The organism is Porphyrobacter sp. GA68, assembly GCF_022605525.1.
GTDB lineage: Bacteria > Pseudomonadota > Alphaproteobacteria > Sphingomonadales > Sphingomonadaceae > Qipengyuania_B.
The window spans coordinates 60806-75110 of the sequence record NZ_JAKQYJ010000003.1; the positions used below are offsets into that span (position 1 = coordinate 60806).

General features: G+C 65.3%; 16 protein-coding genes. 13 read left to right on the plus strand and 3 right to left on the minus strand.

Annotated elements, in window-relative coordinates; all coding sequences use genetic code 11:
- Window positions 1-59: 59 nt before the first annotated feature.
- Window positions 60-2159: a ParB/RepB/Spo0J family partition protein gene (locus LHJ54_RS12300; RefSeq protein WP_228244175.1), complete on the plus strand. Its 2100-nt coding sequence runs from the start codon at window positions 60-62 to the stop codon at window positions 2157-2159.
- A gap of 123 nt (window positions 2160-2282) precedes the next feature.
- Entirely contained in the window at window positions 2283-3236 is a 954-nt protein-coding gene (locus LHJ54_RS12305) for an ArdC family protein (RefSeq protein ID WP_228244176.1), read from the plus strand.
- A 10-nt stretch (window positions 3237-3246) separates the two neighbouring features.
- Here the strand turns inward: LHJ54_RS12305 and LHJ54_RS12310 are convergent, their stop codons facing one another.
- The gene (locus LHJ54_RS12310; protein ID WP_228244177.1) at window positions 3247-3621 is read right to left on the minus strand and encodes a hypothetical protein; all 375 of its coding nucleotides are present in this window, start codon (window positions 3619-3621) and stop codon (window positions 3247-3249) included.
- Window positions 3618-4301, minus strand: a complete 684-nt coding sequence (locus LHJ54_RS12315; RefSeq protein WP_228244178.1) for a ParA family protein — start codon at window positions 4299-4301, stop codon at window positions 3618-3620. The genes LHJ54_RS12310 and LHJ54_RS12315 overlap by 4 nt, the downstream gene beginning before the upstream one ends.
- A 284-nt stretch (window positions 4302-4585) precedes the next feature.
- On the opposite strand from LHJ54_RS12315, the gene LHJ54_RS12320 reads away from it, so the two are divergent.
- Together LHJ54_RS12320 and LHJ54_RS12325 are read left to right on the plus strand one after the other, a co-directional pair.
- Window positions 4586-5248 carry a hypothetical protein gene (locus tag LHJ54_RS12320; protein ID WP_228244179.1) on the plus strand — a complete coding sequence of 221 codons (663 nt, stop codon included), beginning with the start codon at window positions 4586-4588 and terminating at the stop codon, window positions 5246-5248.
- 15 nt (window positions 5249-5263) lie between these two features.
- Entirely contained in the window at window positions 5264-5908 is a 645-nt protein-coding gene (locus LHJ54_RS12325) for a hypothetical protein (protein ID WP_228244180.1), read from the plus strand.
- A gap of 285 nt (window positions 5909-6193) precedes the next feature.
- On the opposite strand, the gene LHJ54_RS12330 is transcribed toward LHJ54_RS12325, so the two are convergent.
- Window positions 6194-6700, minus strand: coding sequence for a hypothetical protein (locus LHJ54_RS12330; RefSeq protein WP_228244181.1), 507 nt, complete (start codon window positions 6698-6700; stop codon window positions 6194-6196).
- A gap of 129 nt (window positions 6701-6829) precedes the next feature.
- Between LHJ54_RS12330 and LHJ54_RS12335 the strand changes: the two genes are divergently transcribed.
- The 9 genes from LHJ54_RS12335 to LHJ54_RS12375 are packed head-to-tail and all read left to right on the plus strand — an operon-like array spanning window position 6830 to window position 14305.
- Entirely contained in the window at window positions 6830-8053 is a 1224-nt protein-coding gene (locus LHJ54_RS12335; RefSeq protein ID WP_241721454.1) for a hypothetical protein, read from the plus strand.
- Between the two features lie 44 nt (window positions 8054-8097).
- A complete protein-coding gene (locus LHJ54_RS12340; RefSeq protein ID WP_228244183.1) occupies window positions 8098-10365 on the plus strand; it encodes a DNA cytosine methyltransferase in 2268 nt (755 codons plus the stop codon).
- 46 nt (window positions 10366-10411) lie between these two features.
- On the plus strand, window positions 10412-11050 hold the full coding sequence (locus LHJ54_RS12345; protein WP_228244184.1) for a hypothetical protein: 639 nt from the start codon (window positions 10412-10414) through the stop codon (window positions 11048-11050).
- A complete protein-coding gene (locus tag LHJ54_RS12350; protein WP_228244185.1) occupies window positions 11047-11367 on the plus strand; it encodes a hypothetical protein in 321 nt (106 codons plus the stop codon). The genes LHJ54_RS12345 and LHJ54_RS12350 overlap by 4 nt, the downstream gene beginning before the upstream one ends.
- A complete protein-coding gene (locus LHJ54_RS12355) occupies window positions 11364-12326 on the plus strand; it encodes a hypothetical protein (RefSeq protein ID WP_228244371.1) in 963 nt (320 codons plus the stop codon). The genes LHJ54_RS12350 and LHJ54_RS12355 overlap by 4 nt, the downstream gene beginning before the upstream one ends.
- Window positions 12323-12682: a DUF3768 domain-containing protein gene (locus LHJ54_RS12360; protein WP_228244186.1), complete on the plus strand. Its 360-nt coding sequence runs from the start codon at window positions 12323-12325 to the stop codon at window positions 12680-12682. Before LHJ54_RS12355 ends, LHJ54_RS12360 begins: the two co-directional genes overlap by 4 nt.
- Entirely contained in the window at window positions 12682-13287 is a 606-nt protein-coding gene (locus LHJ54_RS12365; RefSeq protein ID WP_228244187.1) for a hypothetical protein, read from the plus strand. The genes LHJ54_RS12360 and LHJ54_RS12365 overlap by 1 nt, the downstream gene beginning before the upstream one ends.
- Window positions 13288-13340: 53 nt before the next feature.
- Window positions 13341-13847 (plus strand): hypothetical protein, encoded by a 507-nt coding sequence (locus LHJ54_RS12370; RefSeq protein WP_228244188.1) that lies wholly within the window; start codon window positions 13341-13343, stop codon window positions 13845-13847.
- Window positions 13844-14305, plus strand: a complete 462-nt coding sequence (locus tag LHJ54_RS12375) for a DUF6878 family protein (RefSeq protein WP_228244189.1) — start codon at window positions 13844-13846, stop codon at window positions 14303-14305. The genes LHJ54_RS12370 and LHJ54_RS12375 overlap by 4 nt, the downstream gene beginning before the upstream one ends.

Consider the following 14305-nt stretch of genomic DNA (forward strand, 5'->3'; position numbering starts at 1 on the left):
GGGGATCGGGAAAGGTGTCCGGTGAAGGTTTCGCCGGGCCATCCACCAGGAGAAGACCGATGACCCAACTGATCCCCCTTTCGAAGCTGCGGCTTTCGGACAGCAATGTCCGCAAGTCCGGCGCCACCTCCATCGAGCAGATTGCGGCCGACATCGAAGCGCGCGGCGTGCTGCAGAACCTGCTAGTCACCCCGCTGAAGAAGCCGCGCGGCCACTACGCCGTCTTTGCCGGCGGCCGTCGGCTTGCCGCCCTGCAGCTGCTCGTCGAGGGCGCCCGCATCGATCCCAACACCGAGATCGCCTGCAAGGTGCTCGAAGGCGACGAAGCCATGCTCAGCGAAACCTCGCTGGCCGAAAATTTCCAGCGCATGGCGATGACGCCCGCAGACGAATGCCGCGCGTTCCAGCACTTCCTCGGCATGGACGGCGACGTTGATGGCGTCGCGAAGCGCTTCGGCGTAACCCGCCGCTTCGTTGAAGGTCGCCTGCGGCTCGCTGGGCTTGCTGACCCGGTGTTCGAGGCGCTCGCCAAGGGTGAGATGACGCTCGACATGGCGAAGGCCTACGCGTCAACCGACGACCAGGCCAAGCAGGTCCGCATCTACGAGCAGTACGCCCGCTACGGCTACACCACGCCCGACCAGATCCGTCGCGCCATCGCCGGCGATGCCCTGAAGGCCAGCGATCCGATCGCGGTCCTCGTAGGCGAAGACGCTTACGTCGCTGCGGGCGGCACCGTCGAACGCGAGCTGTTCAGCGAAGACGGTGACCGCTGGTCGGACCCGGATATCGCGCGCGAACTGGCCGGCAAGATCATGGAGGCCGAGGCCGAACGGCTCGGGGCGGAATCCGGCCTGGCCTGGATCCGCCCGATCGCCAGCTCGCACATCTACAACGCGACCGCGGACCTTCACCGCGTCACGCTGCCGACGACGCCGATGACCGAGGCCGAAGAGGCGCGCGTCGAAGAGATCGCGGCGCGCATGGACGACATCGCCGAGCAGATCGAGGCGGGCGGGCTCGAAGACACTGCGGCCGCCACCCTCGAGGAAGAGTATCAGAAGCTCGACCGTGAATACGACGAGCTGCAGGACCGTCCTTCGATCCTGACCGATGACCTCAAGGCACAGGTCGGCACCTTCCTCACCCTCGCGCCCGACGGCACGATGAAGCTGGAAACCAGCTACTTCAGCGAGACGCCGATCCGCACTGGCGACGACGAGAACGCCGGATCGAGCCGGCAGCGCGGGACCGCGGCAGCACCTGCCCCAGAGGCCGTGGCACCCGGCGGAAAGCCGCTCAGCGCCCGCCTGTCGGACGAACTGGCCATGCAGCGGCGCGACATTCTCGCCGCGTCGATCCTCGCCAACCCTGCCCTCGCCCTCGATTACGCACTGTTCGCCATGATCGACGGCAATCGCGGATACGATCGTTATGGCACGACCATGAAGGCGTCGCGGCCGCAGGATCCGGTCATCGGCGGCGAGATGGAGCCGACGCAGGCTCGCATCGCCATCGAGCAGGCCCGCGAGGCGCTGGACAGCAGCTGGATCGAGGCTGGCGACGTCGTCGCGCGTTTCGAAGCCTTCCGAGCACTCGACGACGACGCGAAGGCGGCCTGGCTCGCGGTCATGGTCGCAGGGTCGCTCGAGGCGAAGCCCGAGTATTCGGCGACGACCAATCCGCTCCACGCCCGCCTCGCCACGATCCTCGAGATCGACGTTGCGCAGTGGTGGCGGCCGACGTCGGCCAACTTCTTCGACCGCGTCGCGAAGGGCACGCTGCTCGCGCTTCTGACCGAGGTCGGCGGGACGGTCCTGGCCGCACGCTACAGCGCCTCCAAGAAGGGCGAGGTCTCCTCCGCCTGCGAGAAGATCTTCGCCGGCGAAGCGATCACCGAGACCGAGACCAAGGAAGCGGCCCTTGCCTGGGTGCCCGACGCCATGCGCTTCGACATCGACCGTCCGACCATCGACGGCCTCTCGGATGACGACGACGAGGCCGACGACATTGGCGAGATTTCGGCCGACGACACGGATCTCGATCCCGATGCCGATGGCAACGAAGATCCGGAAGACGATCCCGCCGACGACTTCGGCGATGACATCAACGACTTCGACGTCGAGCATCCCGACGACGCGCTCGAGCCCGCCGAATAGCCCCTTCGCCTCTCTCCTGGGCGACTTGGCGGCAGCCGCGACACCCCGGCTGCCGCCATTTTTTTAACGCTTTCCCATCCGCTCGTGCGCAGCGCGAGCCCTTCCCCGCTGAAAGGTTCTCCTATGCGCAAGCCTTCACGCATTTCCCGCCCGCGCCGCGACATCGCCAGCGAGATCACGGCCCTCATTCTGTCAAAGCTCGAAGCCGGCGTCTTGCCGTGGGCGAGGCCGTGGGACCGCACCGGCGGCGGCGGCCGCCCGCTCCGACATTGCGGCACCACCTACACCGGCATCAACACGCTGTTCTTGTGGGCCATGGCCGACGCAAACGGGTATAACAGCCGGTACTGGATGACCTATCGCCAGGCCCAAGAACTCGGCGGTCAGGTCCGCAAGGGCGAAGCCTCATCGCTGAGCGTGTATTATTCGCAGATCAGCAAGACTGACACCAACAGGATCACTGGCGAGGAGCAGAACCGCGCGATCCGTTTTCTCAAGGCGTACAACGTCTTTAACGCCGACCAGATCGACGGGCTTCCCGCGCATTACTACCCCACCCCGGCGCCGCCCGAACCTCGTGAGGAAAGCGCTCACCGCGACGCTATCAACGCGTTCTTCGACGCAATCCCCGTGGAGGTCCGTCACGGCGGAAACGCGGCGTTCTTCTCACCCGTTGGCGACTACATCCAGATGCCGCCCCGGGGCGCCTTCCATTCGGACGATCTCTACGCGAGCACCCGCGCCCACGAATCCATCCATTGGTCCGGCGGGACTGGCCGCCTCGAACGCAAGTTCGGTAAGCGGTTCGGCGACAACGCTTATGCGTTCGAGGAACTCGTCGCGTCGATCGGCCAGTGCCTGGTCTGCGCCGACCTCGGCCTACCGGGCGAACTCCACGACAACCATGCGAGCTATATCGAACACTGGCTGCGCATCCTTAAAGGCGACGCGAGCGCGATCATCCACGCCGCTTCGAAGGCGGAACAGGCGTTCAACTACCTCAAGGCCTTCCGCCTGCCGGAGGAGCCACGCGACGCGGAAAATCATCGCGCAGCGGAGATCGAAGAGCCGGCTTAACGCCAACTCGTCAGGACGCCGGTCGCTCCGCATCGGCGCTCGCCGCCTGCTCCACGAGCTTCCTGAAATCCTCGATAGAATTCCACAACGCGCGGTGGCCGCGTTGCTCCGTATAACGCTCGAACCACTCGGCCAATTCCTGGGGAGCCCTGATATACAGAGTCTGAGACGGAGGCGCAGGCGGACGCTTGCGCCCTCCCCTTCCCGCCGTAGCACTCGGCTGCGGATCGGTCTGACCGCGATCGACATAACCGAGCTGTTCGCCGCGCGCCACGGCGTCCCTTTCACGGATTGGATCGACTGCGACCGGCCCCCGAGGGAGCCCAGCCTTGTCGATGGATTTTTCCGGCTTCTCCGCGGGCTTTCCGAAACCGAAGCTGCTCATTCGCGGTGGTCCTCCTTCAGGCTATCGACGACGGCCTGCGCCAAGTCCTGTGCGTTCTCGATGGCCTTGGGCACACCCGAGGTTTGCGATGGATCGAGCTCGCTCAACCGAAGACCGAATTCATAAATGTCGCGGTACGCCGCACGCTCGACCACGCCGATCGGAAGCATCGGCAGACCGGCTTGCTCGATCGCGTTGGTGATGCGCTTCGACGTCTTCGTGGCGAAGGCGGCGCTGTCGCGGCTTCGTACCAACCGGAACGGGATTTTGCGCTCCACCGCCTCTTCCTCCTCCTGAATGAGGGACACAGCGGCAGCGGCCAGTTCGGCATCGACTGGCGACTGATTGAAGGGAACCAGCACCAGGTGCGATCGGATCAACGCGCGCGACATCATCCGAGACGCCGTACCCTCGAGATCGATGATGACCATGTCATTTTCGTTGGCGAGCTGCGCGATCGTCTCGATCATCGCGGCTTCCCTTGGCTGAGACGTCACGGAATACGGCATTTCGCGCCCCGCTTCGGCACGCTTCGCCGCCCACTTCGTGATGATCCCGTTGGGATCGGCGTCGATCACCGCAACGCTGAGCCCGTTTTCGACCAATTGATCGGCAAGGATCATTGTCAGGGTGGTTTTCCCCGCACCGCCCTTCGAGTTGCTGACCGAGATCACCGACATACGCGCTCCTTATCCCGCAAGCATTTCAGCTTGCAACCATGCAGGCGCAATTGCTTTAGATCGCGCCTGCGCTTTACCTTGCGCATGCGCTTTACCTTGCGCATGCGCATTTGCAAGCCCTTGCGCCATTGCTTGCGATTTGGCTTGCGCAATAGATTGCAAAATTGCCTGCGCATACGCAATCGCAATGCTTGCACATCTGCTTGCACGTTTGCCTGCAGAACACCGGAACGCCAGGAGAGGGGAGGGGGGTGGGAAAGGCGATCAGCTTTGGGAGATCGCCGGTGCCACCCTTCACCAGATACGACCTGCCGTTCCGCTTCGAGCGCGCTCTGCAGCCTGACGCTCTGCGCGTGGTCGCAACCTGCACGATAGCCGTCAACGACGCCATAGCCGACGCGGTGAACGCGGGTCTCGATCCGGAGCGCGATCCCGCCGTCCTTCTCCTTGCGCGCCATTTGGGCCGAGTTGCCGCTGGTCACGACCCCGAAGCGATGTACGATGAGGACCGGGATCTGCGAACCCTATGCCGAAGCCGGATCGCGTCGTTGCGATCGACCGATGTCCTGATTCCCCTGGTGCGTCGCGGCTTTGCTCATGATGCTCATCTGACGAAGGTCTATCGAAGCGCCGCGCGCGATCGTCTGCGCGCAGTGGCGCACGCGCTGGATCTGGGAGCAGCCGATTACGAACTGAGAACACGCTCTGATCAGGGGCCCGTACCGATCCTGGATCTCCAGGCGGATCACTTTCGCGTCACGATCGCGCCCGAACGGTTGATGCCGGGCCGCGAAGTCCGCTGGCTCAGGACCGCGACCCGCAGGGGAGGGTGGGAGGGTTCGGCAACCACCGGCGAGATCGGCCTTCTCGCGGATATCGGTCAATTCGCGCGAACGCTTCGCCGGACACTCCACCTACCGGTTGCCGTGCAGCCGGTCATTCTCTGACGAAAGGATAATACCATGGGATGGCTATCCATGCCCCTCTCGAGCATGTACCCGCATTCGACCCCCAAGGCCTATCTCGATGCGCAGCTGACTTACGAGCGCGTGATCGACGAGCCGGCCAAGGCCGAAGGGGAGGGCGGTCCGCCTCCAACCCGTAAGGGCCTGCGGGTCATCGCATCGTCGTGCTTGCGCAACAAGGTCTATTACGCCGCAGTCGCACCGACGACCGACGGCGTCGATGGACCGGTGTTCGCGGTCGTGTGCCTCGTGCGGTGGAACCCGCGCGCCAAGGACGGCTACGTCTTTTCGTACAAGGACATGGACGAGACCGCCGGGCCGAACGAGGCTGAATGCCCGGAGCGTATCCTGGCGCTCCTCTCGCCCACCGAGAACCATTCTGCCCTGCAATGGCGCCGGCGCTGCATCCGCTATCTCGCACGGCCGACGACGAAACTCGAGGACGGCATGCGAATACGCTTCGCTTCGCCGATCAAGTTCACCGACGGCTACGAAGGACAGGAATTCTTTGTCCGGAAGCGCGGGCGCAAGACGGCGCTGGCGATCAGCGAACATGGCTCGGCCCGCTACCGGGTCACAAACATGGCGCGCATGGCCTTTTCGGTCGTGCCGCAAACGAAGGTCCACCGGACGGTCTTCTGACCGTTACCTAACACGATCACCCTCACGTCAGGAAGCGAGTTCGATCATGCCCGCCGCATCAACCAACGGCCAGCTCAGCAGAAAGCGACAGGATCTCTGCAGTCGGACCCATGCCCAGAGGATTGCGGGTCGATTGCTGTATGTCCTCGGCAAGCCGATGGCCGTCATTCACACCGACAACCCGTTGCAGCCCTTTCGGGTCGGCGATCCGTCAGAGACCTCGGGAAGGGTGGTGGTCGAGGTGCGCTCGTAACGCGCCCCGACCATCCTCAATCGATTGACCGCTTACTCGGCCAGAGTCGGATCGAGGTACCAGGAGGCACCCTGCCGGAAATCCCGGTCAGGTTTTACCACCGGCCCGTCCGGCTCACTCGCGACGTAAGGCTTGACCAGCGGCATCGTGGCGACGCGGCGCTTGGCCAGCTTGCCAGCGACCTTCCCGCGCGCCTTGAGCAACTCTTCCAGCCACATGAGGTCGTCGAGCATCTGCACGACGCCCCGGCCCGCCAGAATGTAGTAGAGACAGCGCTGGAAATCATCGCACTCGTTACCGAGGATCATCGACAGCTTCAGCTTGGCGCCCGCCACACCCTCGTGAACCCACTCGACCGCTTCGCGCAGTTCGACCGTCGAAAAATAGCTGTCCTCGACATCCATACCGATCGCCGCCGCCGCAAGCATGCGCCGGGTCGGGCGATTGCCCAGGTCGACGCTGGCATCGCGCAGCGTGATGTCGAGATCGAACCGATTGATGAATACCGAACGCTTCATGACAAGGGTCTCCTCGTCCATGAACATACGGTGAACAGACTAGACCGTCAACGGTCAATGCGGTAGATGTCACACATGTGGTTGGTGCCTCGCCATTCGAGAGGCCTGTCTCTCCGCACGGACGTGCCTGTTGTCGTCCGCGACGCGCTCGTGCGCTGGTACGAAGGGGAGGGCACTGACGCCGATCATCGGGCCAGCGTCACGATGGTCGTCAAAGCGCGGACACACGGCCAGTGGATCGCCTGCGACTGCCTGGGCGGCGAAACGCCGCCGCCATTGATGTCGCCGTCCTACCTGTCCGAGGCAGAGACCTACTATCTTCGGCGGCTGACCAGCACCCGGCAGAAGCGCCCCGAGCATCTGACAGACTGTCCGTTCTACCGCGAGCAGGCCCCACAGCGATTCCGCGAAAAGCGCAGCGCAATCCCTTCGACGATCGATGAGCCGCACGGCCTGTTCAACGCGCACCGCTTGGCGCCGGAGAAGCTGGCGGCCATGCCGGACGACAGCGAGCCCGACGACCGAACCCGGGGCGTTGCGATACCGCGTCTCGCGCGCCTGCTGTGGCTCCTCATGGAAATGGCGCACGTCAACGTCGTCGAACCCCTCCCTTCGGATCAAGGACGGGACACTTCGATGGCGAAGGAATTCGCTCGCCTACGCCGCGCTGCGGAGCGATTGGACATCGCGCCAGGTATTCCCCTCGCGAAGCACTTCTACACCCATGTCGACCCCTACGATCGGAATGTGGTGTTCGCCCGCCTGCGCAAAGCCGCGGCGAAATGGCCTTCGGGCTTGGCACCGCAAGCCTTCCTTGCGCTCTACGCTCTCGACATTTCAGGAACGACCATCACACTCGCCGAAGGCCGCGAGCTCGAGGTCAAGACGCAGGTCCAATATGCCGGAGCGCGGGTCGGACCGCCTTACCTCGTCCTCGTCGTCGTAGGCGAACACAACCCGCGTGACGGCTTTGCCGCGCTCCGCGGCTATGCGCAGCCGATCGCCCGCCCATCCAGCTTCATCGCGGTGCACAACCAGGCCGAGCGTGACGCCGTCATCGGCCTTCTCGACCTTCAGTACCGCTGGCGTCGGCGGCAGATCGATATAGGCTTCAAGCGCCCTCTCTTCGATCTCACCACCAAGGCAGGTCCGCTAAGGCCGGATCTCGTCCTCGACATCCGTGACAACAGTACCGGCGAACTGATCGAGGCGGCGCTCGAAGTCATCTCCAACGACGAACCCGACTACATCGACGCCAAGCAGCGCAAGATCTCCGCGCTGGCTGAGCTGGGCCCAACCGTCTTTGCGCGCACCGCGACGCTTCGCGACCACGGCATCGAGGCCATCCTGAAGGCGAACCTGGGCATCGGCTGAAAGGGGAGGGGGAAGAGCGGCTCGAATCCAACAGGAGACGAGCCATGGTTCCCTTCGCTTCATCGCCGACGATCGTCCGCGACATCCGCCACGCCCACCTGTTCTGCGGGATCGGTGGCGGGGCCATCGGCTTCCAGAAGGCGAGGGTGCGCGTCGGCCCGATGCAGGGTCGGTTCGTCTGCGCCGGCGGAATCGACGTCGACCCCGGTGCCATCCGCAATTTCGAGCGGATCACCGGCACTCCGGGCACCGTCCTCGATCTGTTCGATCGCGAGCAGTATCGCGCCTTCCACGGCGCCGAACCCCCGTCGGACTGGCGCGAGGCCGCGCCGGCAGACATTCGGCGAGTCTTCGGCGAAAACGTCGACGTCCTCTTCCAGTCCAGCCCATGCAAGGGCTTCTCCGGCCTGCTGTCCGCCAAGCAGTCGAAAACGGACAAGTACCAAGCGCTGAACCGCCTCGCGCTGCGCGGTGTCTGGCTGACGCTCGAGGCATATCAGGATGACCCCATCCCGATCATCCTGTTCGAGAACGTGCCGCGCATCCTCAATCGCGGCCGCTGGCTCCTTGACCAGATAACCGCGCTGTTCCGCTGCTACGGTTACAGCGTCAACATCGACGTTCACGACTGCGGCATCATCGGAAATCTGGCGCAGAGCCGCAAACGTGCGCTGTTGATCGCCCGCCACACGAAGAAAATCCCGCCGTTCGTCTATCAGCCCCGCCACCATCGCCTTCGCGGCGTCGGCGAAGTGATCGGCAAGCTCCCGCTGCCGGGTGACCCGATCGCGGGGCCGATGCACCGCATCCCGGCGCTGCAGTGGAAGACTTGGCTGCGCCTCGCGCTCGTGCCGGCAGGAAAGGATTGGCGCGCGCTCAACGATCTCGCCGTCGTCGACGGGCAGCTGCGCGATTACGGGATCGTGCCCGAAGCCCACCTGCGGAACAACGCCCTTGGCGTGAACGCTTGGACCGACAGCGCGCCCGTCATCACCGGGCAGCGTGCTCCGGGGCAGGGCCGATTTGCCGTCGCGGATCCCCGCCCCGGGGAGGCCTGGCACAACGAGGCCCTGGGGGTTCGGACGTGGGCGGACAGCAGCCGCGTCGTCGCCGGCGCGAGCCGCCCGCACAACGGAGCGCACAGCGTTGCCGACCCCCGACCGGGTTACGGCGCGGGCACCCACCAGAACATCCTGGCCGTCGCCGACTTCGTCCAACCGGCCAAGGCCGTCACGGGTGCTCGTCACCCAGCAGGAGGAGCGCTCTCGGTCGCGGACCCTCGCGTGAATGGCCATGCCCGCAGCGTCCAGCTCGGCGTGCGCCCGTGGGACAAGCCCGCGGCCTGCGTCAAAGGCGACGTCAGCGTCGGAACCGGCCCCTATGCGGTCAGCGACCCGCGTCTGACCGGCGATCGCCCCCGGTACAACAACGTCTTCCGCATCGTGCCGTTCGACACCCCGTCACCAGCGGTTGCCGGACCGGGCGGGGCAGCAGGCGGGATTGCTGTCGCGGATCCGCGCGGCGCTACCAGCGAGACCTACAGCAGCCGGAAATACAAGGTTACGCCGTTCTCGGAGAGCAGCCGCGCCGTGATCGGTGCGAGCTCGACGGGCGAGGGCGCCTTTGCCGTTGCCGATCCCCGCCCGAGCTGGGGAAACCAGCGGCATCGCAACATCCTGCGAATCACACCCTACAGCGACCCGTCGGGAACCATCGCGGGCGGCCACAGCGTCACCGGAGGGCAACCGTGCGTCGCCGACGAACGCCGCGAGCACTACCAGACCGGCGGGCATTACGGTGTCGTCGACTGGCATCAGTCCTCGTACTCCGTGAGCGGATCGGCCTGCCACGACAACGGCTTCAATTCGGTGGCGGACCCGCGCCCGACGGATATCGAGGCCGAGCGCTTCGAGTTGCCCGCCGCCAACGACCGCCTCGTCTGCCGGATCATCGCGACCGACGGCACATGGCATCGGCCGTTCACGACACTCGATCTTGCCGCGCTGCAGGCGCTGTTCGACCCCGAGGAGATCTTCACCGCAGTCGAGGGCGAGCAGGGCATCGAATGGCACTGCCGGGAGGCGTTCGACCTCATCGACGGAAGCGACGTCACCAAGCGCGAATGGATCGGAAACATGGTCCCCGGCGCAGCCGCCACCGGAATGGCCGAGACGATCGGTGAGACGATCCTCCTGGCCGAGCAGGGGGAGACCTTCTTCCTCAGCACCCGGGAGATCTGGGTCAAACCCGGCGCGATGGCTCTGGCGATCGACAACGATCAGTCCGCGTTTCGGCTCGACGCCCTGGGATGAAAGGGAAGGGGGAGGGGGGTGCCCGATCCGGTTGAGGAGACGAGCAATGCCCAAGTTTCAATCCGTTCCAGCGCCTGTCGAGACCCTGTGGGGCTCCCCGCAACAGTCCGAGCAGATCCTTCCTGGAGTGTGGGAGGTTCACACCACCAGCCATGGCGGCATCGTCCTGTCGGACGAGCGTCAGGCCGCGATGCCCGCTGCGCTGCGACTGGCGGAACCGTTCTACGAAGAGGACGTCGACTGGTGCCTCGCCCTCGTTGCGTTCGAAGCTGAATACCGCGCGTCGGGACGTCGATGCGCAGCGCTTCTCGCTGACAATGCGCGATCGAGCCTCCGCGCATGGCATCCCGACCGGTTCGCTGCCTTCACCGGCGAAGCGGTGCCAGAAACCGCGAGCCCGGTCCTCCAACGGCGCGCCGCCTACACCGCGCTGATCGGTGAATTCGTCGTCACAAGCGCCAGCGGCGATTGGGCCGACTGGGTTCCGAATGGCAAGGTCGGGGTTGTCGCCCGCCGCGTGACCGGCGTCGATGCGCTCGGTTTCGCCCGCTACGCCGACGGAGAGACGATCCAGGGCCTCGTCGACAAGGACGCCTACAACAGTTCGGCGATCAACGGGTTCGACGCGATCGGCGCTGTGCGCATCGATGGCGATGCCCCTGCGACCAAGGAAGTCGCGCTGTGACCGGCGGCATCGGCACCGGCCTCGAGATCGCGCGCTCGCTCGTCCTCAGCACGGCCCACATGCACCCCGCGACCGCGCGCGACTGGATGCCACGATGCCCCTGGGCGTGCTTCGAAAAGGGCGACTACGGGTGGTTCATGCACGTCTGCGACGACGTCGGCATCACCGAAGCGCACGCTGTGCCCCTGGAAATCCGCTCCGCGATCCACGTCGCCAAGCGCGAAGGCTGCCAGTGGATTATGTGGGACTACGACGGGCCTCTCGTCGCGGAGCTCCCCGAATACGATTGGACGGCGTCGCTGCCGATCGCGGCATGAACGCGCCGGCGTTCCTCACGACGAGGCCGCGGCGCGCGGTGGACGTGCTCGACCTGCGCGACCCGCCCGTGGTGCTCGCCTACGGTATCGGAGTCGACTCGACCGCGATGCTCATCGAGCTCGTCGCACAAGGTCGAACGCCTGATCTGGTGCTCACCGCCGATACGGGGAGCGAAAAGCCAGCCACTTATGCCTACCTCGACGTCATCCGGCCATGGATGGCCGCGCACGGCATCGACTTTCGGGTCTGCCGCTACGTCCCGCAGCGCTTCAAGCACTGGCCGCCCTACATGAGCCTGCTCGAGAACGTGCTGACCAACGCCACGCTGCCGTCGATCAGCCTCGGCCGACACAGCTGCAGCCTCAAATGGAAGATCGCGCCCCAGGACAAGTTCGTCGAAACATGGCAACCGGCCATCGACGCATGGGCGCGCGGCCAGAAGGTCATCCGCCTGATCGGCTACGACGCGTCGCCGGCGGACACGCGGCGTCACGCGCATGCGCTCACCATCCCCAACGACCGCTTCGAATGCCGTTACCCGTTACGGGAATGGGGCTGGACGCGCGACGATTGCATCGCTCGGATCGAGGCCGAAGGACTCCCGGTCCCGCCGAAATCGGCTTGCTTCATGTGCTGCGGCTCGCAGCCTGACGAGATCCGCGACCTCCCTGCATGGTGCCTGCGGCTCATCGTCCTGATCGAGGCCCGGGCCGCGCCGAGGCTCCGCACCGTGGAAGGCCTCTGGCGGACCACGACCAAGAAGCGCCCAGGCCGAATGACCGACTTCATCCGCACGGAGCAACTGCTCCCTGCAGGAGAGATCGATCGCATCGCGCACGAAGCGCCGACTGCGCTGCGGCTGTTTCAGGACGCCGCGGCCGACATCCCGCTTCCGGAACGCCCGCACCTGGCGGACTGGATCTCCCAATTCAACGCACAGCTGGAGCTGGCCGCATGATCAGCGAAACACTGACCCGCGCCGAACAGATCGCGCGCCTCAACGACCGCGCTCGCCAAGGGCTCGATCGAACCGCAGTCGTCAACTTCACCCGGGCATGCCTCGCCGAGTTCTGCTCGGACGACACGCCCAGCGGGCTGCTCGCCCAGGCCGAAATGATGAAGGCCATGCGTCAGCACGATTTCATCAACGATGCCCATGGCGAGCGCGACTTCGGGCAGATGACGTTCCGCGACACGCCCGTGTGGTTCAAGATCGACTATTACGACCTCGATCTCGAATACGGCAGCGAGGATCCGGCTGATGCTAGCATCACGCGCCGGGTCATCACGATCATGCTTCCGAGCGACTACTGATGCGCCCGCTCCGCCCCGCCACACAAGCCGAGGCCGACGCAGCGGCCGCGACGATCACCGCGCTGCGCGTCGCTCGAGACTACGCCCGAAAGGCCGGCTCCCCCCGCACGCTCGACCTCATTCTGCGCGCTCTCAAAAGCGCCGAGGGTGCGCAGCGGCACGTTGCCCATCGTCTCCATCGGACAGCTGCACCGCCGCTGGCAGACGTCCCGCCCGCAAGCTACAACACCCGCCCAGGAGGACAGACCACGATGAGCCGCCGCGAAATCCCGATCAAAGTCGGCGAGCGTCGCGCCGTGCGCGCCGTCGTCGGATACGACCGTCCGCTCGAAACCTACTTCGCCCAGGTATTCGAGACTGATGCCGATGGCGAGGAAGACGCTTTCCTTTGGCAGGGCACTTTCCCGGGCGAACTCCCGACGCCCCGCTCCGCGATCGCCCTCATCGAGCCTTTCTGTGACGTTCCTGCAGACCTCGCTGCCGCGCTCGAGACCGACCAGCTCAAGACGCTCGCCCAACAGGATTCGCCCGGCCAGGCCGAAGCGAAACGCCTCCTGATCCGCGGCGAATCTGCGCAGCCACGGCCGAACGAACCGAAGGACTGAAGGGGAGGGGGATTGGTCCCGACGATCCAGAGGAGGATCGCAGGAGACCCCCCATGCCCATCACGATCGACCTTGGCGGCGCCCCCGCCAACGAAGACTGTGCCCAGCTCGGCCACACACCCGACTTCGCCGCCATCAACCGCTTGGAGGTCGACGCCTACCGCGTCGCCCTGATTGGCCTGTTCGGCACGCCGCCCGAAGGCTGCGCGCTAACGGCGCAGCCCAATCATCACGATTTCGGAACCTACACCACGCTCGCCCTCGTGATCGGGGACGACGCCGACCTTGGTCCGGCAAGAGCGTATGCCGAGGCCGTCGAAGACGGAATCGGCTCCTGGCTCGAAGCCGGAATGGCACCGCCCGTCACTTACGACGACGCCGAGGCCGTCTGCCACAAGGCGAGCATTGCGGACGTCGTGCTCGGCGCCCTGCAGACCACGCGACCCGATGCGCGCGGGAATTTCCCGCTGCCGGCGTTCGCCGCCATCCACCGCAACCTCTCCGCCGCTTACCCGGACGAGGCCGCCCGCTTTGCCGCTCTTATCGGAGAACCCGCATGACGACCGACACCCAGCCTACAGCGCGTCTTCGCACCGCTCCGCGCGACGACGCACCCTCACTGATGCTGGCGGCGATCTGCGCGGTCGCGGTCCGGAACGGGATCAACACGATCGTCGTAACCTACGACGGATACGGCGACGAAGGGCAAATCCACAGCGTCGTGCTGCAGGGGCCAGCGGATGAGTACGGCACCGCACCGGAACTGCCGATGCCCGCAATGCCATGCACGTCCTGGTCGGTTCCCTTCCGCGGCGACGCATTCGAGGTCGACACAACCTTCGCCCAAGCGATTGACGATCTCGGCATCGAGATGCTGGCCCAGAAGCACAACGGTTGGGAGGACGGCGAGGGCGCCTTCGGCGAGCTGACCATCGACATCACCGCGCGCAAGGCCGTCCTCGAACACAGCGTTCGGATCATCGAGACCGAATGCTTCACCCACGAGTGGGAGGGCTGA